20 protein-coding genes, 1 tRNA gene and 1 pseudogene are annotated in these 21,320 nt (G+C 35.6%); 7 read left to right on the top strand and 15 right to left on the bottom strand.

The features are described from left to right. The first annotated feature begins 10 nt into the window (after positions 1–10). The 7 genes and pseudogenes from A3SG_RS0102730 to A3SG_RS0102760 all read left to right on the top strand — a co-directional run bounded on the left by A3SG_RS0102730 (position 11) and on the right by A3SG_RS0102760 (position 4,650). Entirely contained in the window at positions 11–508 is a 498-nt protein-coding gene (locus A3SG_RS0102730; RefSeq protein ID WP_016988476.1) for a hypothetical protein, read from the top strand. Between the two features lies 1 nt (position 509). Then, positions 510–1,820: a conjugative transposon protein TraM gene (gene traM, locus A3SG_RS0102735; RefSeq protein WP_016988477.1), complete on the top strand. Its 1,311-nt coding sequence runs from the start codon at positions 510–512 to the stop codon at positions 1,818–1,820. Positions 1,821–1,855: 35 nt separating this feature from the next. Next, positions 1,856–2,686 (top strand): annotated as a pseudogene (traN, locus tag A3SG_RS0102740) (conjugative transposon protein TraN); the annotation flags it as partial. Between the two features lie 26 nt (positions 2,687–2,712). Next, complete coding sequence (locus A3SG_RS0102745) at positions 2,713–3,516, top strand: hypothetical protein (RefSeq protein ID WP_016988479.1); 804 nt, start codon at positions 2,713–2,715, stop codon at positions 3,514–3,516. Between the two features lie 6 nt (positions 3,517–3,522). Then, positions 3,523–3,819, top strand: a complete 297-nt coding sequence (locus tag A3SG_RS0102750) for a hypothetical protein (protein WP_016988480.1) — start codon at positions 3,523–3,525, stop codon at positions 3,817–3,819. Between the two features lie 28 nt (positions 3,820–3,847). Then, on the top strand, positions 3,848–4,288 hold the full coding sequence (locus tag A3SG_RS0102755; RefSeq protein ID WP_016988481.1) for a hypothetical protein: 441 nt from the start codon (positions 3,848–3,850) through the stop codon (positions 4,286–4,288). Between the two features lie 71 nt (positions 4,289–4,359). Next, on the top strand, positions 4,360–4,650 hold the full coding sequence (locus A3SG_RS0102760; protein WP_016988482.1) for a helix-turn-helix domain-containing protein: 291 nt from the start codon (positions 4,360–4,362) through the stop codon (positions 4,648–4,650). Between the two features lie 195 nt (positions 4,651–4,845). Here the strand turns inward: A3SG_RS0102760 and A3SG_RS0102765 are convergent, their stop codons facing one another. From A3SG_RS0102765 to A3SG_RS0102835, 15 genes are all read right to left on the bottom strand, one after another. Further along, positions 4,846–6,060, bottom strand: a complete 1,215-nt coding sequence (locus A3SG_RS0102765) for a site-specific integrase (RefSeq protein WP_016988483.1) — start codon at positions 6,058–6,060, stop codon at positions 4,846–4,848. A 250-nt stretch (positions 6,061–6,310) separates the two neighbouring features. After that, positions 6,311–6,398, bottom strand: a tRNA-Ser gene (locus tag A3SG_RS0102770). A 167-nt stretch (positions 6,399–6,565) separates the two neighbouring features. Beyond that, a complete protein-coding gene (gene ribB, locus A3SG_RS0102775; RefSeq protein WP_016988484.1) occupies positions 6,566–7,699 on the bottom strand; it encodes a 3,4-dihydroxy-2-butanone-4-phosphate synthase in 1,134 nt (377 codons plus the stop codon). Positions 7,700–7,708: 9 nt separating this feature from the next. Beyond that, the gene (locus A3SG_RS0102780; RefSeq protein WP_029596578.1) at positions 7,709–9,148 is read right to left on the bottom strand and encodes an LptF/LptG family permease; all 1,440 of its coding nucleotides are present in this window, start codon (positions 9,146–9,148) and stop codon (positions 7,709–7,711) included. 7 nt (positions 9,149–9,155) lie between these two features. Then, entirely contained in the window at positions 9,156–9,797 is a 642-nt protein-coding gene (locus tag A3SG_RS0102785) for a LolA family protein (RefSeq protein WP_157485283.1), read from the bottom strand. A 4-nt stretch (positions 9,798–9,801) separates the two neighbouring features. Then, positions 9,802–12,240, bottom strand: a complete 2,439-nt coding sequence (locus tag A3SG_RS0102790; RefSeq protein ID WP_016988487.1) for a DNA translocase FtsK — start codon at positions 12,238–12,240, stop codon at positions 9,802–9,804. Between the two features lie 25 nt (positions 12,241–12,265). Continuing rightward, entirely contained in the window at positions 12,266–12,640 is a 375-nt protein-coding gene (locus A3SG_RS0102795) for a diacylglycerol kinase family protein (RefSeq protein ID WP_016988488.1), read from the bottom strand. A 10-nt stretch (positions 12,641–12,650) separates the two neighbouring features. Beyond that, the gene (gene tpx, locus A3SG_RS0102800; RefSeq protein ID WP_016988489.1) at positions 12,651–13,148 is read right to left on the bottom strand and encodes a thiol peroxidase; all 498 of its coding nucleotides are present in this window, start codon (positions 13,146–13,148) and stop codon (positions 12,651–12,653) included. Between the two features lie 187 nt (positions 13,149–13,335). Next, the gene (locus A3SG_RS0102805) at positions 13,336–13,593 is read right to left on the bottom strand and encodes a DUF6952 family protein (protein WP_016988490.1); all 258 of its coding nucleotides are present in this window, start codon (positions 13,591–13,593) and stop codon (positions 13,336–13,338) included. 51 nt (positions 13,594–13,644) lie between these two features. Beyond that, a complete protein-coding gene (locus A3SG_RS0102810) occupies positions 13,645–13,953 on the bottom strand; it encodes a thioredoxin family protein (protein ID WP_016988491.1) in 309 nt (102 codons plus the stop codon). A gap of 87 nt (positions 13,954–14,040) precedes the next feature. Then, the gene (locus A3SG_RS0102815) at positions 14,041–14,679 is read right to left on the bottom strand and encodes a peroxiredoxin (protein ID WP_016988492.1); all 639 of its coding nucleotides are present in this window, start codon (positions 14,677–14,679) and stop codon (positions 14,041–14,043) included. 184 nt (positions 14,680–14,863) lie between these two features. Continuing rightward, positions 14,864–16,327 carry a Na+/H+ antiporter NhaC gene (gene nhaC, locus A3SG_RS0102820; RefSeq protein WP_016988493.1) on the bottom strand — a complete coding sequence of 488 codons (1,464 nt, stop codon included), beginning with the start codon at positions 16,325–16,327 and terminating at the stop codon, positions 14,864–14,866. 217 nt (positions 16,328–16,544) lie between these two features. Then, on the bottom strand, positions 16,545–18,143 hold the full coding sequence (locus A3SG_RS0102825) for a glycoside hydrolase family 3 protein (RefSeq protein ID WP_016988494.1): 1,599 nt from the start codon (positions 18,141–18,143) through the stop codon (positions 16,545–16,547). 99 nt (positions 18,144–18,242) lie between these two features. Then, positions 18,243–19,520: an MFS transporter gene (locus A3SG_RS0102830; RefSeq protein WP_016988495.1), complete on the bottom strand. Its 1,278-nt coding sequence runs from the start codon at positions 19,518–19,520 to the stop codon at positions 18,243–18,245. Continuing rightward, positions 19,507–21,081 carry a glycoside hydrolase family 10 protein gene (locus tag A3SG_RS0102835; protein ID WP_035663301.1) on the bottom strand — a complete coding sequence of 525 codons (1,575 nt, stop codon included), beginning with the start codon at positions 21,079–21,081 and terminating at the stop codon, positions 19,507–19,509. The genes A3SG_RS0102830 and A3SG_RS0102835 overlap by 14 nt, the downstream gene beginning before the upstream one ends. Between the last annotated feature and the right edge of the window lie 239 nt (positions 21,082–21,320).

Consider the following 21,320-nt stretch of genomic DNA (forward strand, 5'->3'; position numbering starts at 1 on the left):
AAAACTGATTATGAAATTCACATTTAAAAGAAACAGCAAAAATAATCCTGAAAGTGTCAAGTACAAAGAGCGCTTTCTACTAGAACGATGCAACGAAGCCATTTTTTTGTTGCAGCATAAATGCGCTCAGTGGCTGGAACAGAAGACGGCACATTTATCTGCAAAAAGCTGGATCGTAATCCTATTTTGTTTTGTAGTATTTACGGTCGGAGGGAACATTTATTTAATTGTAGATGGCCTAAATGGAAACTCAAACAAGATAGAGCGCAGTCTCATCAGTAGGCCGACCAATGCACTAGTATTAGATACTAAAAGTACAACGCTTAATACGTCATTAAGTAAAACCCACTTAGAACGAATGGCTCGTTTTCAGATGTACATGGATAGTTTGGGACGGAGTCCTAATGGAAAGCAAGTACAGGACAGTATGCTAAGATTACGCCCTGGATTACTAGACAGCCTTGTTATCGTAGAGGATTATTATCGCTCACAATTTAAAAATCAATAGTATGGAACGAAAAACAGAATCACTAAAAATGCAAAGACAGCGCAAGATGTTTATGGTATTGCCGCTCTTGGTCCTTCCCTTTATTACAGCTGTATTTTGGATTCTAGGAGGGGGCAAAATGGATGCCGCTACTTTAGAATCAGTCGAAAAAACAGGCTTTAATACAAAGCTTCCAGATGCAAATGGGAGAGAAGCTCTTTTCTTAGATAAGATGAAATATTACGAGCAAGCTGCAATCGATTCAGCAAAGCTGGATGAACTTATCAAAAATGATCCAAATTATCTGAGTCAATCTTTTCACGTAGCTGGAACGGAAACCGATACGGATACCACTTTTAAAGGAAGTAGTGATACCAATCGAAACGGTGGATTAAATACATCGGTTTATCGAGATTCAAATGAAGAAAAGATTCATAAAAAACTGGAAGCACTTCAAAAGGCTATTAATTGCCCAACTATAGTTGCGGAACAGAATCCTAGTTCGAATCAATATGCAAAACCCACTACTTCAGAAATGCATTCTGAAGATATTAATAGGTTAGAATACATGATAAGTTCTTTGGATGGACGAAAAGAAGAGCAGGATCCTGAATTGAAGCAGCTCAGTGGAATGCTAGAAAACATACTTGATATTCAGCATCCTGAAAGAGTACAAGAGAGACTGCGGAACGTTTCGAAAGAAAATCGGGGACAAGTATTTACGATTAGTACCAAAACGATGGAAGGGATGGTTTCTTTATTACAAAGCAGTCCTGAAAATCCGTTGGGCACTGATGGACAATCCAGGCGTAATGGATTTTTTTCTTTTGATGAAAATGCCAGAACGGTCGATATGCAAAATACGATATCGGCTGTGATTCATGAAACGCAAACCATCGTTACTGGGGCAACAGTAAAGCTGAGGCTAACCAATGCGATTTATATTAATGGAGTCGCAATACCAAAAGATCATTTTCTATTTGGAATAGCTTCTTTACAAGGGGAGCGATTGAGCATCAAAATAAATAGTATTAGATATAATAACTCCTTGTTTCCAGTAGTACTTTCTGTCTACGATATGGATGGATTGGATGGGATTTATATCCCTGGGACTATTAATAGAGATGTTGCAAAAACAACTGCAGATCGTTCGATGCAGAGTATCGGAATGGGAACTCTTGACGATTCCTGGGGAGCGCAGGCTGCGGGAGCAGGAATAGAGGCTGCCAAAAGCCTACTAAGCAAGAAAGTTAAGTTGGTTAAAGTGGTTGTAAAAGCTGGCTATCAAGTATTGCTTCTCGATGACAACCAAAAACAAAATGATTCCAATTAAAATACTAAAACTTAAAAACATGAAAAAAATTAAATGTATTGCTAGTGGCATTTTTGTGGATTTTATCCAATGGAGCCGTTGCACAGAAAACGGAAGGAAATTATTTTGAAGAAGTCGCGTCGGACTCACTTTTTATCGGGTATTCGAAAACTACGACTATTGTATTTCCTTATACTATTAAAACCGTAGACCGAGGAAGCCAAGATGTATTAGTGCAGAAAGCGAAAGGACTAGAGAACGTATTGCATATTAAAGCGGCACAGCAGGGCTTTATTCCTACCAACCTTACGGTGATCACCTCAGATGCCAAGCTGTATTCCTTTGTGGTAAACTACGATGACGAATCGCCGCAATTAAATCTCAGTCTACATACAACTAAGGCAGAAAGTCCAGAAATGTACTTTTCAGCGGAGGGTGCGAACGAAGAGGAGGTAGAAAAATATTCCAAAGTTGCTTTTTACAATGGAAATAAGATCTCCGGTGCAAAGAAAAAAAAGGATGAGATTAAATTCCAACTAAATGGAATCTTTATACGAGATGATGTCTTGTATTATAGGACAAGAGTTCTCAACGGTTCTAAAATAAATTATGATATCGACCAGCTCCGATTTTTTATACGGGACAGCAAAAAGGTAAAACGTACCGCTTCCCAAGAATTGGAAATCGTACCGATAATGAGTTATAATAAACCGACTGCTATAAAAGGAGAGTCTGAGAACACGGCGGTTTTTGCGCTGCCCAAGTTTACGATTCCAGATAAGAAACATTTAGTAATTCAACTAATAGAGAAGAATGGTGGTCGGCACCTTGAACTTAGGTTGAAGAATAAAAAGCTTTTACAGCTTACTGTTCTACCGAAATTATAAATAGTAATCATTTAAATATAAGAATCATGAACGAGAAAAATTTTGAATACTTGCGTAACCAGGTTAAGTACACTGGTTTTGGAGAAGGATTGGACAATGAATTAAAGGAGAAAATGCAGCAGCAAACCTCTAATTTTACATTGAATCATGAAGTACTGTACGGAGTTGATCATGCCAAAGCAACACTAAGTTTTAAAAAATCAGATCAGAGTGAGATGTATTTTTTTAATTCTTACAAGGTGGATTTGCAGAAAGACAATTCTAAAGAATCGCTGGAGCAAACTTTCTATATTAATAAAGGAAGTAATATTACGATGAAGGAAGCTTACAATCTAATGGAAGGTAGAGCAGTTAATAAAGAACTTACTAATAAAGAGGGACAGCTTTATAATTCTTGGGTTCAAATGGATTTTAAGGAGACAGACAGTAATGGAAATTTTAAACTAAATCAATACCATCAGAATTATGGATACGATTTTGAAGCTAGCTTGAGTAAACTACCTATAAAAGAATTAGAAACTCCAAAATACAAAGAAGATTTAATGGATTCTCTCAAGAAAGGGAACTTACAATCGGCTACATTTTTGAAGGATGGTAAAGAAGTTAAGCAATTTATTGAAGTTAATCCGCAATTCAAGACCATCAATGTATATGATACGAACATGAAGCGTATTGACAATAGAGAAGCTAAAGTAGAAAAACAGTCGGAAGGCGAAAAGGCTTCCGTTAAACAGAGCAATAAAAAACAAGGGTCAAGTGCCGATAACGAGGAGCCTGACATACCAAAGGAAGTAAAAAAAAGAGTGAAAAAGCAGTCTAATTCAATTTGATAAATAATGGAAAGTCTAAAACCCTTATCTGATTTCTTTTTAGCTATTGAAAAGGATTACCGTATCAGTATTACGCATATCGGTGTTTATGCCGCATTGTTGAAATACAGTGGGGATAGGGGTTTTACTAGTCCAATCCAGGTTTTTAGCTATGAAATTATGCACATAGCAAAAATATCTGCATCAAGCACTTATCATAAATGTGTCAAAGAATTAAACGAGTATGGCTATATTAAGTACGAACCCTCTTTTAAGAGAAATCAAGGGAGTAGGATTTATTTTTCTTGTTCGTTCCCTAGTTAGTAGCTAAGAATTTCAAAATAGTAGTACGATGAAAAAAGTAACAGTTGGCGAACTTTCTGTTTCGGTAGAAGTATTATTTACCAAGATAGAACAATTCGAATCCTTACTTGGACAAAGATATCCTAATACTTTAAATAGAGAAAGCGCTATAGGAAAAGGAAGTAGGTTTAAATGTGCTTCTCAATATAATAAAAATGAAATAGCACAACTATTTTATATCCTAATGGACGAAGGAATCTTATTTTTTGACGATATAAACGAAAAAGAGAACAGAAGTAAGATGCAAAAGTTTATTGAAGATAATTTTACTTATTCTGGTGATTTTGGTAATCAAGTAAGTATCGGCACAATAAGCAAGCAGTTTTCAGAAGCCAAGGGTTTTACCTATGGAGATAGTCATCTTAAATTTCTGGATAAAATTATTAGAGTGTTGCAGACACGAAGAGCTAAAATTGATTTAAAAAGCTAATTAGCCTTCAAAATTTCTAACAAATTGCTTGTGCTTCATTCTCTATTTAAATCATTAAAAACTCATAGATCATGTCAAAAGAAGGAAAAGCTAATATAGTCGCATATCTGTCAGCAATCAAAAATTTGCTTGAGCCTTTGCAATCCCGACTTGAAAAAATCGATTCTAAGATTAGCGGTCAAGATGTAAAGCCACGATTGCAGTATTATAGAAATGAGGATTTAAAGAAAATATTCGGACTATCTAATAATACCATTATAAAATACCGCCAAACAGGTGTACTCCCATATACAAAGCTTGGTGATATATTTTTGTATGAGGCAAGCAAAATAGAAAAATTACTGAATAAAAATGGGCAATGATAATAGTAATAACACAAGGGTTTTAAGATTCTTACAGTGTTATTAGTTAATTACCCAAATGTAAGATCTCAAAAACAATTGTAGCTGCATTTATAGAATAGTTAGAATAAAAAAGGATTCCTGCGGGAATCCTTTTTTGTTGAGTATACTTGGTTTGTTTAAAAGATATCTTCTATTAGGTATGGTGATAAAAGATTACATATATTTTTCCTTCAGTTTTGCCATGTCTTCCATTACGTTGACATCTAAAACCTTAGCGTAATGTTGCGTTTGTTTAATATTTGTATGCCCCATCATTGAAGAAACATTTTCTATTCTGACACCATTACCTAAAGTTACAGTGGTTGCAAAAGTATGTCTTGCGACATACCAGGTCAGGTTTTTATCAATTCCGCATAAATCTGCAATTTCTTTTAGGTAGGCATTCATTTTTTGATTTGATATCTTAGGAATTAATCCTATTTGTAAATCTTTATATTTATTTATAATTTTAAGAGTGGGAGGGAGTACAGGTACGTTTGCCCTGATTGCTGTTTTTGTCCTGTTAGTCATAATCCAAAGCGCGTCATTATTATCTTGGAATATATTATTTGAAGTGAGATTACATGCATCTACAGGTGCATATCCAGTGTAGCAACTAAAAAGGAAAGTGTCTTTTACTCTCTCTAGACGCTCAGCAGCAAACTTTTTATTTTCAATGCGGTTTAACTCCTGCTGAGTTAGGAATACTGCATCCTTAATATTTAGTTTTCCATCGTAAAGAGCAAATGGATTCTTATCTATCAAACCCATCCTAATGCAATAATAACAGGCTGTTTTATACATTCTCATATATTTTACTACCGAGTTGTTTTTAATGCCAACGCGCCCTTTATAAACACTTTCGTATTTAAGGAAAGATTCGAGATTATAAATGAAAGCGCTGGAAATTTCATTTGATGAAATATCTTGAATTCCATATTGCTTTTTCATAAAGATGGTCAGCAGTTCTTTGGAGCGTTCATATTTTTGGAACGATGCTTTAGATCTTTCGTCTGTATTGACCTTTTTTTGAAAATAGTTATTATGCGTTTCTATCAGGTGTAAAATGCTTGTCCCTTCAGTTTTTGTTTTCCCTGTAAACTCATTTTTAAGTTGAGTCAAAGAGATTTCTGGATCAACTTTGGTCAACTCATTAAATTTTTTTTCGAGGTTCAACTCAAATATGTCCAAGGAATGTTTGAGAACTTTTTCTTTTTCAAGTTTAAGTACATTTCTAAGGTTGTTAGTAAATTGCCATCTCTCTTTAGAGATCCGTTTACTGGTGGTCATATCAATAGATTGCTGATTGTGGGAGATTCTCGCAAAGACAGGAGATTCTCCTTTTGTATTTGCTTTTCCGGGCTTGAGAAAAAAAATTACTTTTAACATAATTTAGGTTTTTAAATTAATAATCAAATTGATTTAAAAACTTTGAAAGTATCTAGCATTCACGGGGAATTCCCAGGGAATACTTGAATTTTAGTGTCCCTATTTTTAATGAAAAATAAGAGGGTCACTAATAGGGACACTAGCCTTTGATAGTATATGTGTCTTTTGAGTCTTGACAAAAAACAAAAAAGCCTTTAAATACTAGTATTTAAAGGCTTTTGACTTTTAAAGTTTCTTTTGAAACTCTATGTGGCGGAGAAAGAGGGATTCGAACCCCCGGACCTGTTACAGTCAACAGTTTTCAAGACTGCCGCATTCGACCGCTCTGCCATTTCTCCAGTGAGCGACAATCATTTGTTGATTGCGAGTGCAAATATAGGCACCTTTTTCGGTTTACAAAAACAATTTGGATAAAAATTTAAGCTATTTTTCAGACTGTTTTTTAAATGTTTCATTTTCTTTGCTTTAGGAAAAATATATTTAAAAAATAGAATTGAAAAATGGGCTAATACTTTACGTATTCTGTGATTTCCAAGCCGTATCCTATCATTCCAACCCGTTTCGTTTGTTCCGCATTTGTGACTAATCTTATTTTTGAGATATCGATATCGTGTAGTATCTGAGCTCCGATACCAAAATCTTTGTTGTCCATTTTGACCTGCGGCGCTTTAAATATACCTTTCGTCTGCAGCTCTTTTAACTCTACTATGCGATTCAATAAGTCCACCGACTGCACTTCTTGGTTGATAAAAAGAATTGCACCTCTGTTTTCTTTATTAATCAGTTGGAACATATTGTCTAGTTTCTTGTCGGCATCATTGGTCAGTGTTCCTAAAATATCGTTGTTTACCGAAGTGGAATTGATTCTGGTCACAACCGGTTCTCCGATATTCCAGGTTCCTTTAGTTAAGGCAATATGTATTTGTTTGTTTGTCGTTTGTTGGTACGCTCTAAGTCTGAAAGTCCCGTAGTGCGTCTCAATATCATAATCTTCTTTTTTTATAATCAGACTGTCATGTTGCATTCTGTAGGCAACAAGATCTTCAATTGAAACCAATTTCAAGTTGAATTTTTTAGCCACTTTAGCCAATTGTGGCAAACGTGCCATGCTTCCGTCTTCATTCATGATTTCGACAATCACTCCTGCCGACTTAAAACCTGCTAATCGGGCAAAATCAATTGCTGCTTCCGTATGACCTGTTCTTCTAAGGACGCCTCCTTGTTTGGCAATTAAAGGGAAAATATGTCCTGGTCTGGCTAAATCATGTGGTTTAGTGTCAGCATTAGCAAAAGACAAAACAGTTTTAGCTCTGTCTGCAGCCGATATTCCTGTCGTTACGCCGCCACCTCTTAAATCTACGGAAACCGTGAAAGCAGTTTCCATAGGATCAGTATTGTTAGTCACCATTACGTGTAATCCTAATTCTTTACAACGGCTTTCTGTCAATGGTGCACAAATTAATCCGCGGCCGTGAGTCGCCATGAAGTTGATCATTTCTGGGGTTACTTTCTCGGCTGCTGCTAGAAAATCACCTTCGTTTTCTCGGTCTTCATCATCAACAACTATTATGATTTTTCCTTGACGAATGTCTTCTATTGCTTCTTCTATTGTATTAAGTTGTATTCTATTTGTGACCATGGTAGGTATTTATTTTTTAGATGGAAATAATTTTTGAAATAGTTTTTGGAATGGACTTAAAATCACATCCATGTTTATTAAACCTATATCATTTGTTGCGCGGTAGGTTAACAATATAGCTAATGGCGTCAGGATAAAGGAAGACATCCACGCTCCCATAAAAGGAGACATTCCATTTTCCTGCGCTATTTTCTTCCCGAAGGTGTTGATGAAGTGATAAGAAATAAAAATTAAAACAGCAAATATAATAGGTAGTCCAAGCCCGCCTTTTCTAATAATGGCGCCCAAAGGAGCTCCTATAAAAAACATCATAAAACAGGCAAAGGCAATTACAAATTTATCGAAAAAAGCAAGCTGATGGTTGTTGATGTTTTTCTGCTTGTTCTCTAAATTAACTTTAGTAGCATCAATGGAGTATCCGGTACTTACTGTGTTACTGTTCGCTATTTTTAAGATCTCTAATTTTTGCGTATTTGTATACACAGATAAGATGTCAGCAGGAAGTGTTTTCTTTTTTTCTACGGCTGTTTTAGGAACAATATTGTTGTTGGTGATTCCGGTTCGCAAGTTGATATTTTCCGAATACGATACGATTTCGGTTTTCAAATTTTTATGTAGGGAATCTAAGGTGTAGCTTAACTCGTTTATCGTCAACATCGTATTGGTGTTGGCTATGTTTTTGTCGTCGATATTTACTTTATTCAATTGCGACAAATCGATATTAAGAGTATATTTTTTATAGTAACTTTTTGCGAAAGGCATCTTTATGCGATCTTCGTATTTTTTCGGGATGAGATCTTCATAATAGTACCCGTCATTTAGGACTAATTGTAAGATACTGGATTGTTCACTGCTGACTAACTTCCCGTCTTTTGCCTTAATTACCGTTTTGCTCCCGTCTCCTATACTGGATTTCTTATGGATGGTAATACCGGTCAAAATGTTTCCGTTATTTCCAGATTTTTTATTGACTTTGATGTTATAATCTCCCACGTCACTAAACTGTCCTTCGGCTATTGCCATAGCAGGTTTTACTTGTGCAATGTTTTTTCTGAAATTTATAAATTTATATTCTGCATACGGAATTACATTATTGGCAAAAAAGAAAGCGATGATACTAAGTAAAAGAATAAAAGCAGTGAGACTTCTCATTGCTCTTTGCAATGAAATACCAGCAGATTTCATAGCCGCAAACTCATAGTTCTCCGCTAAATTACCAAAGGTCATTATCGACGCCAGCAGTATGGAAAGCGGTAATACTAGTGGGATTATTCGTGGCATCGAAAACATCAAAAACTTAATGATTAAAGCTACATCCAAGTCCTTACCTGCAAGCTCAGCAATGAACAGCCAAACGGTTTGCAGTATGAATATAAAAAACAAGATTACAAATACCGTAGTAAATGTAATCAGGAATGTTTTTAATAAGTATTTGTCAAGAATTTTCACCTAAGAATTAATCTAATTTATTGATGTAGTAATTTGGATATTTACTTTCTACAAAGATAAATTGATTTTTCGACAAAGGTTGATTGGTTTTAAAAGAATTAACGGTTAATGTAGTTTTTGTTCCGTTTTTACCCATTTCTATCAAGTTATAGATGTGTTTGGTTTGTACATCAATACCTAATAGTATTTCTTTTCTCTGATCTTTCGAATTAGTGGGAATTAGTTTGATATATTGTATTTTGCGCCCTCTTACATCTTGTAGGATATCCATAGAATATTTATAGCCACTATTGAAGAAAGTTAACATTTTTGAAGGTGTAATTGCACTTTCGTCTTTTTCGTTAAAGCTTGAAATCGAAATTTCTTCATCTTCTGGAACGATAGTGTAGGTTTTCTTACCGTCAAAAATTTTCGTAATTCCCATAAAGTTCAATACGTATTGATTGTTTTTCATCGTTACGTTTCCTTTACTATCCTGATTAATATTTTCTTTTGCATTATTCAAAGAATATTTGAAATCAATTGCAATATTGTCATAACTTCTCACTTTTGTTGTCACTTGGTCTAAAAGAGCTTTTGCCCTTTTATCTTGTGCCTGTATCGAAAAGCTAAAAAGAAGAATAAATGCAATTAGAATAAAATTTTTCATAGTATTAATTATTTTGTTCATTGTTAAAAAATTGATCAAGAGAACTCATGTCCAGGATGTTTACACCACGTGCTTTACTTCCCTCGAATGGACCCACAATACCAGCAGCTTCTAATTGGTCGATCAGTCGACCGGCTCTGTTGTAGCCCAGTTTTAGTTTTCTTTGTAACAATGATGCTGAGCCTTGTTGTGCGTTGACAATAATTTCGGCGGCTTCTCTAAACAAAGTATCTCTTTCAGAAATATCTACATCAAGATTAATGCCACTATCTTCTCCCACGAATTCTGGAAGCAAATAAGCGGTAGCATATGCTTTTTGGGAACCAATGAAATCAGTTATTTTTTCTACCTCAGGGGTGTCTATAAAGGCACATTGTATACGCACCACATCATTACCATTCGTATAGAGCATATCTCCGCGTCCGATCAACTGATCCGCTCCGGAAGTGTCCAGAATAGTTCTAGAGTCAATTTTTGATGTTACTCTAAATGCAATCCTTGCAGGAAAGTTGGCCTTGATCAAACCTGTAATTACATTTACTGAAGGTCTTTGTGTTGCAATAATTAGATGGATTCCTATTGCTCTGGCTAATTGAGCTAAGCGGGCAATGGGAACTTCCACCTCTTTTCCGGCAGTCATTATCAAATCGGCAAATTCATCTACCACTAAGATGATATAAGGTAAAAAGCGATGTCCATTTTCAGGATTTAGTTTTCGGGCCTTAAATTTATCATTGTATTCTTTAATATTTCGCACCATCGCATCTTTCAATAGCGAATACCGATTGTCCATTTCCACGCAAAGGGAATTTAAAGTATTTACTACTTTAGCGTTGTCCGTAAGAATCGCATCATCAGTATCCGGGAGTTTGGCTAAATAATGTCTTTCAATTTTATTAAAAAGAGTCAGTTCTACTTTTTTAGGATCGACCAAAACAAATTTAACTTCAGCAGGGTGCTTCTTGTACAATAAGGAGGTAAGAACCGCATTCAGACCCACAGATTTTCCTTGTCCAGTAGCTCCGGCCATCAGTAGGTGAGGCATTTTGGCTAAATCGACCACAAAGGTTTCGTTAGATATTGTTTTACCCAATGCAATTGGTAACTCCATCTCCGCTTGCTGAAATTTTATGGAACCGATTACACTTTTCATGGAAACGACGGTTGGATTCTTGTTGGGAACTTCGATTCCTATTGTTCCTTTTCCAGGAATAGGGGCAATGATTCGAATTCCTAATGCCGAAAGGGATAACGCGATATCATCTTCCAGATTCTTGATTTTTGAAATTCGAATTCCCGCTTCAGGAACTATTTCATATAAAGTAACAGAGGGACCAACGGTTGCCTTGATTTGTGCTATTTCTATTTTATAATTGCGAAGGGTGTCTACAATCCTATTTTTATTGTCTTCTAATTCTTCTTGGTTAATCGTGATGCCACCAGTTGAGTATTCTTTTAAAAGATCTATTGTAGGGTATTTATAGTTGGATAGATCCAATGTAGGATCAAATAAGCCAAAATCGGATACAAGTCTTGAAGCTAAATTCTCTTCAATAAGATCCTCTTCAGGCGCTGTTTCAATAACAAATGAGTCATCAACAGCATTTTTGTCTGTCAGAATTTCGTCGACAGGTTTCGGTTTGGGAACAGGATCGAGATTAATTTCCGAAGAATGGTTGATTGTTGGTTTTAAAGATTCTTTGTTGACTTCAAATTTGGAAGGCTTTGGAACAAGAGAACTGTCCTCCAATTCCTTTTCTTCTGTTATTGCAAATTCTTCCAAATTATACGAGCCTCCCATATCAGCTGCGGTAGTGGAACCTAAATCCGTTTTAATTTCTTTTTTAGTATTTTCGAAAAAGGATTGAATTCTTTCTGGAGAAAGTTTCAGTTTAAAAATAACATAAATGACAAGACCAAAAATCAGAATCAATAGAGTTCCTGTTTTTCCAATATAATCCTGTAAGAATAAATTCAGTTCATAACCGACCGTGCCCCCTAATTCAGGTAGTGAAGTGGCAAAAAACCCAAATAAAATTGACAAAATAACAATAGCAAATAAATCCCAGAACCAAATACCTTTCAGTTTTTTCGAAGAAATACCGAGAATCAAAAAGATTCCAGTCAAGAAAAATAACCGAACAAACAGAAAAGAGGCAAGCCCAAAACCTTTATAAACAATTAAATCTGCCAAAAAAGCGCCAAATTTACCCAACCAATTTTGAACGGTCTCCGAGCGGTCTGTCAATTCAGAAACGGCACTTTGATCTTCTTGCCCATATATATAAAAGGATGTAAAAGCAACCAGTAAAGCAACAGAAAATAAGATAAAAAGACTACCTAGCACGATTTTGTGCTGTTTCGTCAGTACCCATGAATTGCCTTCTTTAGCTTTTGAATTGTTTTTCTTATCTAAAGGTTCTTTTTTTGTTGTTTTCGCCATTCTTGATTGTATGTAATATTACCAGCTAAAAAATTAGTGGGACGTAGATGATTAAACCGATAATTATTGCTGTTATACCTGCAAAAAAAACAGCTCCCGCGGCAATGTCTTTTATGAAACCAATTTTTTCATGATACGTTGGATGTATAAAATCAGCGATTTTTTCTACAGCTGTATTTAGTCCTTCGATACTCATCACAAAGCCGATTGCCAAAGTTTGAAAAAGCCATTCCGTTGTAGAAATACCGAAATAAAATCCGGCAATGGTTACCAAAATTCCAAGTGAGAATTGAACCATTATACTATGCTCCGTGGTAAGTAACTTAAGGGCTCCTTTCACGGCATAGTTGACACTTTTCAATCTTCCGGTAATGAAGCTGTTGTCTTTTTGAAATTCCATCGCTTTAATGTTAAAGTACAGCTAAAGCAGCCTCATAATTTGGTTCGTCAGCAATTTCAGGTACTTGCTCTGTATAGATAATCGTGCCATCTGTATCAACCACTATAAGAGCTCTTGAGTGTAAGCCTGCTAATGGACCGTCTACTATTTCAAGACCATTTGTCTTACCAAAGTCACCTGAATTAAAGTCTGATAAGTTAATTACATTTTCAAGTCCCTCAGCACCACAAAAACGCTTTTGAGCAAAAGGTAAATCTCTTGAAACGCACAGCACTGCTGTGTTTTCTAATTTCCCTGCACTCGCGTTGAATTTTCTGACTGATGCAGCGCAAGTTCCGGTGTCGATACTTGGGAATATATTTAATACTAACCTTTTTCCTTCAAAATTACTGAGTGAAGCAATGGAAAGATCATTGAGAGTTAATTTAAAGTCAGATAGTTGTGTTCCCACTTCTGGTAATTGTCCTGAAGTATGTATTGGATTTCCTCCTAATGTAATTGATGCCATGTTTTATATTTTTCGTTGTGGCTCAAAAGTATGAAAATTATTTCAGAATTAGGATTTAAGATTTAAGATTTTAGAGTGGTGAACAAATGGTTTTAATCGAGTGTCTTTTTGATAAATAGGCAGTAAATAAAAAAACGCATCCATTCCTGATTGCGTTTTTTCTAGACTGAACGTTATTTAACGGTTTCTATTTATCGATAGAACCGAGTACTCGTTTCATAAAAGTATTCAAGGCCTCTTTTTTATCAGTTCCGCTTTTTACCATTTTGTGGACTTCTAATGCACCATACATATTTGAAATTAATTCACCAATAACATCTAATTCTTCATCTTTTAAAGATGGGATTTCTGTCATTGCTTCCAGAACGTCGATAGTTTCTATGAGATAGTCTTGATCGTTTTCTTCTATAAACTGTGTTAAATGCTTGATTACGGGTAATTTCATATGGTTTTTTTTGCTTTGATGATAAAAAAGGCTACGTTCTAAGAGCCGCTATTAAACTATTTCTTGTACTAAGTCGATCAGTACTTCTTGTTTGTTGGTTTGTGTTTCATTGACCAACACTCCATTTACGAAAGTTGCAAAAGTAGGTAAGTTACTTACGTTCGCTAATTTTCTTGATTCAGGAGAATTTTCTGCATCAACAAGAACGAAAGTAATCGCATCGTTTTCTGAAGCCAATCTTTTAAATTTTGGTTTCATTATTCGACAATTTCCGCACCAGGAGGCTGAAAATTGGACTACTACTTTCTCGTTTTTAGTTATTAAATCCTGTAATGTGTCTTCGTTTAAATCTATTAACATATCTTTTTAATTTAAAAGTACAACTGCAATAGCAATATTCAATATTTTTAATTGAAATTTGTTATTGCAATTGACATTGTTATTAATTTAGTTTACGCTTAAGTATTCAGCAGTACTTTTTCTGTCAGCGCTCATTGCTTCTTTCCCTGGTTCCCAGTTTGCAGGACATACCTCGCCTTTTTCTTGGATGTGTGTGTAAGCATCAACCATACGTAAATACTCATTTACATTTCGACCTAATGGCATATCATTTACACTTTCGTGGAAAATTTTTCCAGTTTCATCGATTAAGTACGTAGCCCTGTAAGTTACGTTTGATCCTTCTACCATTACTGAATCAGTCTCTTCGCTGTATTCAGTGGATTCGATGTCAAGTATACCTAAAATGTTAGATAAGTTTCTGTTTGTATCTGCAAGAATTGGGTAAGTAACACCTTCAATTCCACCGTTGCTTTTTGCGGTATTTAACCAAGCAAAATGAACTTCATTTGTATCGCATGAAGCACCAATTACGATTGTATTTCTTTTTTCAAATTCCGGTAAAGCATCTTGAAAAGCGTGAAGTTCAGTTGGGCATACAAATGTAAAATCTTTTGGATACCAAAACAAAACTACTTTTTTATTGTTATTTACCGCTTCTTCAAAAATGTTTATTTTCAAGTTGTCACCCATTTCTGAGATGGCGTCAACTGCAATACTTGGGAATTTTTTACCTACTAATGACATAATTATATTTTTTTATTGTTAGTTTATTCTGGTGCAAAAATAGACCATAAAGGGAGGTTGTAACAATCAATTTCAATTATATAATTTTATGAAGTTATAGATTTAGATTATGACTATGAAAAAAATAGCCATAACTGTAAGATAGCCATGGCATTATGAGTGTAATCGAGGATTAGTTGTATTTTTAATTATTTTTTTTTATTTCGATTACCAGTTGTCTGATTTTTATATCGAAAGCCGCAAATATTAAAGTCATAAACGGACTCAATATGTTAAAGAAGGCGTAAGGCAGGTAATCGATGGTCGAAACACCAAGTGTGCCGGATTGATAGGCTCCACAAGTATTCCACGGAATTAATACAGAAGTCACTGTTCCAGCATCTTCAAGTGTTCTACTTAAATTTTCAGGAGCAAGTCCTTTATCTTCATATGCCTTTGCAAACATTTTACCTGGTACCACAATGGCTAAGTATTGATCTGAAGCAGTGATGTTTAAAGCTAAACAACTTCCAACTGTGGATGCGAATAGTCCAAAAGTAGTGTGGGCTAATTTTAATAGCGCATGACTTATTCTGGATAAAGCACCTATTGCATCCATAATGCCACCAAAAACCATAGCGCAAATAATTAACCAAATAGTTCCTAACATTTTTTGCATCCCTCCTGAAGTAAAAAGAGCAACCAAGGTCCCATTCTCAGTAGGAATGACAACTTTTCCTGTAATAGAATCCATAACTCCTTTGTAAGCAGACTGGAAAGTCATGTGCTCCACTCCAGCAATCTGATTTATAATATGAGGCTGAAATAGTATTGCAAAAATTCCCGCTAATAATGTTCCAAATAACAAAGCAATTAAGGGTTCCGTTTTTTTAATAATTAAGCCAATTACAATCACAGGTACTAGAAATAGCCAAAGCGAAATAGTAAAGGAAGCTTCAATATCCGTTAGCAGACTGGCAATATTCACGTCTCCTTTAATATCGACTGATAGTCCTAATACAATAAAAAGAATCATTGTGATAATATATGTTGGAATGGTCGTTAAGGTCATGTACCTGATGTGAGTAAATAAATCAGTTCCAGCCATGGCTGGAGCGAGATTAGTTGTATCTGACATCGGTGATAGTTTATCTCCAAAATAGGCGCCAGAAATTACTGCACCGGCAACCATACCTAAATCGAATCCCAGCGCTCCACCGACACCGATCAAAGCAATACCTACAGTAGCACTCGTGGTCCAAGAACTTCCTGTAGCAATAGAAATTATGGAACATATAATTACTGTAGCCGGCAAGAATATGGCTGGACTTAGAATTTGTAGGCCGTAATAGATCATGGAAGGAATAATTCCGCTGACTAACCACGTACCTGCTAATGCACCTACCATAAGTAAGATTAGAATGGCACCGACAGTCGCTTTTATATTCTCAGCGACTTCCTCTATCATTCTATCGAAACTGACTTTATTAAAAAACCCAACGAGCGCAGCAACAGCAGCCCCTAATAATAAAACAAATTGGTTACTACCGCTTAATGCTTCGTCACCATAAACATAAACATTAAACCCTAGCATTATTATAAGTGCAGCTACAGGAATTAAAGCTTCCCAAATTGATAAATCCCTATTTCTGTTTATTTTTGTGGTCATTACATACGTTTTGAGTTCGCAATATAGATAAAAAAGGGAATAATAGCCTAAAGCAACTTTTTAAAAGTACCAGTTTACTTATTTGATTCTTGTCGATTTCTTTACGAAAAATGAAAAAATAATTCTATTTTGTTGTTTTATTTTGATTTTAATCGCGATTAAAAGGAGTGAAAGGTATTATTTTTTTTAAAGAAAGCTTTTCTGATTTAAAACTTATTTATAAGTTGCTAATGGACACTGGTAGAGTTCCTTGACAGTGCGAGTTTTCAAGTAATTGATGGGCTGCCGCTTCCTGAAATTCAGTAAAATCCTGATAGACTTGAACAAGACCAGTAATAGATTGCAGGTCAGGCAGAACTTGTAAGGCATAAGGGTTTCCAAATACATATAAAACACAATTTTTTGATCTAAATAATTTTTTCAACAGTTGCAAAACAGTGTCCTCGATGTCAAAATTATTCAGAGGTTTTGCCTTTGGTACAAAAAGAGCAATAATTAAAGTGTCATAATCCGCTAAATTATTTTCTATGTCTTCGAAAGTGTTTTTAGCATCCATCTCCATAGCAAATTCTGGTGCTGATAGCGAAGGAGCAAGCGTTTTAAAGAAAGTATTGTCGGTGTTTTTATAAAGACTCAACTTTGCTAACGTGTTTTTTTTTGCAGCATCGATTACAAATTTAGTATTTTCATTATCTTTAATTTTGGTTATGCACTTTTGTGCAATTTGCTGCTTTAAAAGAGAAGTCGTAGCAAAATCTAATTCAGAGTTTAGTGCTTCTTCTATATTCAATAAACCTGCCTTTTTCTTGCATTTCATTATGCGGTTGTAGCTTTCTTCGATGCGTTCCGGAGCTGCATTTTTAAGTATTTCCTGAATGCCTTCTGCTACATTTTCAGCAAAGCACAACACGTCATTTCCCGCATTAAAAGCTTCCCATTCCAGTTGGCCTTTTCTTTCGTACAATTGTGAAACGCTATGCATGTTCAATGCATCTGAAATCACTAATCCGTCATATTTTAAGTGCTTTCGCAAAAGCGTCTCTATTACTGATTTTGATAAAGTGGCCGAAGTGTTTGCTCCGTTATTTAAAGCAGGAACAGCTAAATGTCCAATCATAATTGAGTCAACGCCATTTTCTATTCCTTTTATAAAGGGAAATAATTCATTTTCAAGTAATTCTTCCAACGTTTCTTCTAAGATAGGTAATCCTAAATGAGAATCTACCGTAGTATTTCCATGTCCAGGAAAATGCTTGAGACAGCCTAAAATACCTACTTCATTCATTCCGCGCAAGTACTCCAAAGCGAAGTGGGCTACCTTTTCTTTATTTTCACCAAAAGAACGATATCCAATCACGGGATTATTTGGGTTGTTGTTGATATCTGCTAAGGGTGCTAAATTATAATGAAGCCCTACTGATTTTAAATCTAAACCTATTTGTTTTCCTACTTCATAAACCAAATGAGATTCACTAAGTGGCAAAGCGCCTAGCGTAATAGCATAAGGATACTGTGGTGTTTTTTCTACACGCATCGCTAGTCCCCATTCTGCGTCAATACTCATTAATAAAGGAGTAGTCGCGCAATTTTGATACCTTTTAATCAAATCTTTTAGTCGCTGGTAACTGTTGTCATTAAAAATGATTTTTTTCTTAGTCTCATAATTTGTTGCCGCACTGGCTCTGCTATGAAAAAAAGTAAGACCACCGATATTATGCTTTTTGATCAATTCTTCAGTTGCTTGAATGTTTTCCTCTGTATCGTTTATGAAAACGGCAGGAAAAAAGAATTGCCCTATTTTATGTTCTACTGTCATCGTTATGCTTAAAGTTAGTTATTACTTAGTTCTTAGTACTTAGTCCTAATCTTGAAGCGATAGACGCCAAATTCAATACTAGGTACTCACGACTCTGTACTAATTACTACTTTTCGATTTCTTTCCAAAGTCATACGGGTAAATCAAGAATCTTGACAGAATTAAACCTGGAATTGTGGCTAGAAACACCCAAATAAAGAAGTTTCCGTAACCCAAATATTCTTGGATAAACCCACTTGCCATACCGGGAAGCATCATTCCTAAAGCCATAAATCCAGTAGCAATAGAGTAATGCGAAGTTTTTGATTCGCCATCGGCCACATAAATCAAATACATCATGAAGGCGGCAAAGCCAAAACCATAACCAAACTGCTCTGCTATAACCGTAGCATAAATATAATAAATAGAGGAAGGATGAAAATGCGCTAATAAAACAAATCCAAGGATGGGTAAATGCATTGCCAGAATCATTGGGAGCATCCACTTACCAAGACCGTCTTTAGAGATTACGATTCCTCCAATGATTCCCCCGATAGTCAAGGCAAGCACTCCGAAAGTTCCATAGATAATCCCCACGTCCTGTGTGGTCAAACCCATTCCACCAACCCCTTTATCGTCGATAAGGAAAGGGGTCAGCATTTTCAATAATTGGCTTTCGCCCAAGCGAAACAGTAATATAAACGCCAGCACAAATCCAATTTGCTTTTTTTGAAAAAAACTGCTAAAGACAGCTCCAAAACTTACTTTTGACTCTGATGATTTCTCATCCTTCGTTGCTGCAATTTCTGTTCTCGGTGTAGAAAAATAATTGTAAATGGTTAAGGCAGCCATAATCAAACCAACAATAACCATGGTGTAGGACCAGGCCTTCTGCTTGTCGCCATATTCTTGCTCCAGATAACCGCCGATTATTACAATCAATCCGTTTCCAGTAAGCATCGAAAGACGATAGAAGGTACTGCGTATTCCAAGGAAAAAAGATTGCTGTTCTTTCTCTAAAGCCAACATATAGAAACCGTCACTTGCAACATCATTTGAAGCTGAAGCAAAAGCGGCAACCCAAAAAATGGCGAGGCTGATCACAAAGAAATTATTCATGGGAATTGTTAATCCCACAAGTAGAAAGGCAATAGAAATTACTAATTGCATGGCTAAAAACCACTTTCTCTTGGTAGCATACAGATCGATAAACGGACTCCACAATGGTTTTATAACCCAAGGGAGATACAGCAGACTCGTATAGATCCCAATATCTTCATTGTCAATCCCTAGATTTTTGTACATAATAACCGAAACCGAGATGATAATAGCGTAGGGCAAGCCAGAGGCAAAGTTCAGAAATGGTATCCAATACCAAGGTCTATTATCTGTTTTCATCATTTGAATGACTTTGGGACGTTTTGGTTTCTGTATTTTTATTTAAAAGAGTGGCCTCACTTTCATTCCCGAAGTAATCAATGTACGTGATGGCAGAAATATTGCCTTTTTCTAAAAGGCGCTGCGGGATAGTGATGCTGATGCTATCTTTTCTTTCCGTAAAAGCAATTTTGTCAACAATTTGACTTGGATTATTGATGTTAAGTTTAGCACTTTCGTTGGCACTATATACCATTACATAGCGTATTTTGCTGAGCAAGGGATAGTTTAGTGTAACAGTCGAAATGAAATTATTAGTTGTAATGGTGGAAACCTTGGGAATCTCGATATCTGTTCTTCTCGAATTAGGAACTACATAGGGAAGTGCCGGGTATTTATATTGATTTTGCAAAAGCAAGTCGGTCACGGCTTTGTTTCTGTTTACAAATGATTTGGCACTAAAAAAAGCATTCCCTCCTATGTTTTTATAGGTTCGGGTCAGGTCGATCTGATTAGGAATTTCGCTTGGAATATTCCATTTTTTATCTGAATCGGTATTGACTTTATAACTGCCGTTTCCTATATAAATAGCCGTGTTTGTTGAGTTTTCAGCCCACCATTTAATCAGTTTAGCATAAGAAGCTGTTTTATGGTCGATACTCCAGTACAATTGCGGAAGTAGGTAGTCAATCCAGCAGTTTTCCATCCATGCCACGGGATCCGCAAACAAGTCATCATAATTTGTTTGCCCTGAATTCGTATCGGAACCTCTTGGATCTAATGATTTATTGCGCCAAACGCCAAATGGGCTGATACCAAATTGAACCCATGGTTTGATAGTTTTTATAGAAAACGCACAGTATTTTACAAAATTATTCACGTTCAAACGCCTCCAGTCGGCTAAATTCATTCCTCCACCATATTTTTTGAAGGAAGCGGTATCATTAAAGTTTTCCCCTGGTATTTTGTAAGGATAGAAATAATCGTCGAAGTGGATTGCATCGATATCATAGTTTTTGACTACTTCATCGACAACTGCGATTAAATGATTTTGCACTTCAGGCAAGGCAGGATCGTAATAATATTTTCCACCATATTTAATCATCCATTCCGGATGTTTGTAAAAATCATGCGTCGGACTTAGAATATCTGTTCGTAAATCCATAGTGGCTCTGTACGGGTTCAACCAGGCGTGGAACTCAAAGCCACGGTTATGAGCTTCCGTAATCATCCATTCTAAAGGATCGTAGTAAGGAGTAGGGGCTTGCCCTTCTTTCCCGGTCAGGTATTTTGACCATGGCGCTAGTTTTGAAGGATAAAAAGCATCACCTACGCTTCTAATTTGGACAATAACAGCATTATAATTTAACTTTTTATAGGTATCTAAAATTTCAAGATAATCAGCTTTTTGTTTCTCAATAGGATCCGTACCATTTTTTGGCCAGTCGATATTTACCACAGTGGCAATCCAAACTGCTCTAAATTCGTTTTTGGGATAACTCACTTTTTCCTGTGCATTTGTATTTGCAAACGACAGCAAAATAAAGGAAAGCAATAGAAATAGGTACTTGTTACGGTTCATTATTGGAATGTTTTTATAGAATTCAAAAATAGTTTTTTTAGCCAAGTTTATGAGAAAAAAATGTTTTAAAATTTAGGTTACTCCAATAACGCAATTTCTTTACCAATTATTTTAGGATCTAATTTAGATCGCAGTTCAATTTTGAAAGCAAAGGGTTAATTATTTTGCTTTTTTCTTGCTTTATTTTTTAAAATATAGGTTGCTATATCTTTATATTTGTAAAACGATTCTGTAGCCGC

Origin of the sequence: Flavobacterium sp. ACAM 123, from assembly GCF_000264055.1 — a bacterium.
Taxonomy (GTDB): Bacteria; Bacteroidota; Bacteroidia; order Flavobacteriales; family Flavobacteriaceae; genus Flavobacterium.

Bases quoted from the DNA above. Each gene is read 5' to 3' on its own strand.
- A3SG_RS0102785 (WP_157485283.1), bottom strand. From the start codon at position 9,797: ATGAAAAATTTTATTCTAATTGCATTTATTCTTCTTTTTAGCTTTTCG.
- A3SG_RS0102730 (WP_016988476.1), top strand. From the start codon at position 11: ATGAAATTCACATTTAAAAGAAACAGCAAAAATAATCCTGAAAGTGTC.
- A3SG_RS0102760 (WP_016988482.1), top strand. From the start codon at position 4,360: ATGTCAAAAGAAGGAAAAGCTAATATAGTCGCATATCTGTCAGCAATC.
- A3SG_RS0102830 (WP_016988495.1), bottom strand. From the start codon at position 19,520: ATGAAAACAGATAATAGACCTTGGTATTGGATACCATTTCTGAACTTT.
- traM (WP_016988477.1), top strand. From the start codon at position 510: ATGGAACGAAAAACAGAATCACTAAAAATGCAAAGACAGCGCAAGATG.
- tpx (WP_016988489.1), bottom strand. From the start codon at position 13,148: ATGGCATCAATTACATTAGGAGGAAATCCAATACATACTTCAGGACAA.
- A3SG_RS0102835 (WP_035663301.1), bottom strand. From the start codon at position 21,081: ATGAACCGTAACAAGTACCTATTTCTATTGCTTTCCTTTATTTTGCTG.
- A3SG_RS0102745 (WP_016988479.1), top strand. From the start codon at position 2,713: ATGAACGAGAAAAATTTTGAATACTTGCGTAACCAGGTTAAGTACACT.
- A3SG_RS0102810 (WP_016988491.1), bottom strand. From the start codon at position 13,953: ATGTTAATAGATTTAAACGAAGACACATTACAGGATTTAATAACTAAA.
- A3SG_RS0102825 (WP_016988494.1), bottom strand. From the start codon at position 18,143: ATGACAGTAGAACATAAAATAGGGCAATTCTTTTTTCCTGCCGTTTTC.
- A3SG_RS0102795 (WP_016988488.1), bottom strand. From the start codon at position 12,640: ATGGAATTTCAAAAAGACAACAGCTTCATTACCGGAAGATTGAAAAGT.
- A3SG_RS0102755 (WP_016988481.1), top strand. From the start codon at position 3,848: ATGAAAAAAGTAACAGTTGGCGAACTTTCTGTTTCGGTAGAAGTATTA.
- A3SG_RS0102765 (WP_016988483.1), bottom strand. From the start codon at position 6,060: ATGTTAAAAGTAATTTTTTTTCTCAAGCCCGGAAAAGCAAATACAAAA.
- A3SG_RS0102805 (WP_016988490.1), bottom strand. From the start codon at position 13,593: ATGAAATTACCCGTAATCAAGCATTTAACACAGTTTATAGAAGAAAAC.
- ribB (WP_016988484.1), bottom strand. From the start codon at position 7,699: ATGGTCACAAATAGAATACAACTTAATACAATAGAAGAAGCAATAGAA.
- A3SG_RS0102790 (WP_016988487.1), bottom strand. From the start codon at position 12,240: ATGGCGAAAACAACAAAAAAAGAACCTTTAGATAAGAAAAACAATTCA.
- nhaC (WP_016988493.1), bottom strand. From the start codon at position 16,327: ATGACCACAAAAATAAACAGAAATAGGGATTTATCAATTTGGGAAGCT.
- A3SG_RS0102815 (WP_016988492.1), bottom strand. From the start codon at position 14,679: ATGTCATTAGTAGGTAAAAAATTCCCAAGTATTGCAGTTGACGCCATC.
- A3SG_RS0102750 (WP_016988480.1), top strand. From the start codon at position 3,523: ATGGAAAGTCTAAAACCCTTATCTGATTTCTTTTTAGCTATTGAAAAG.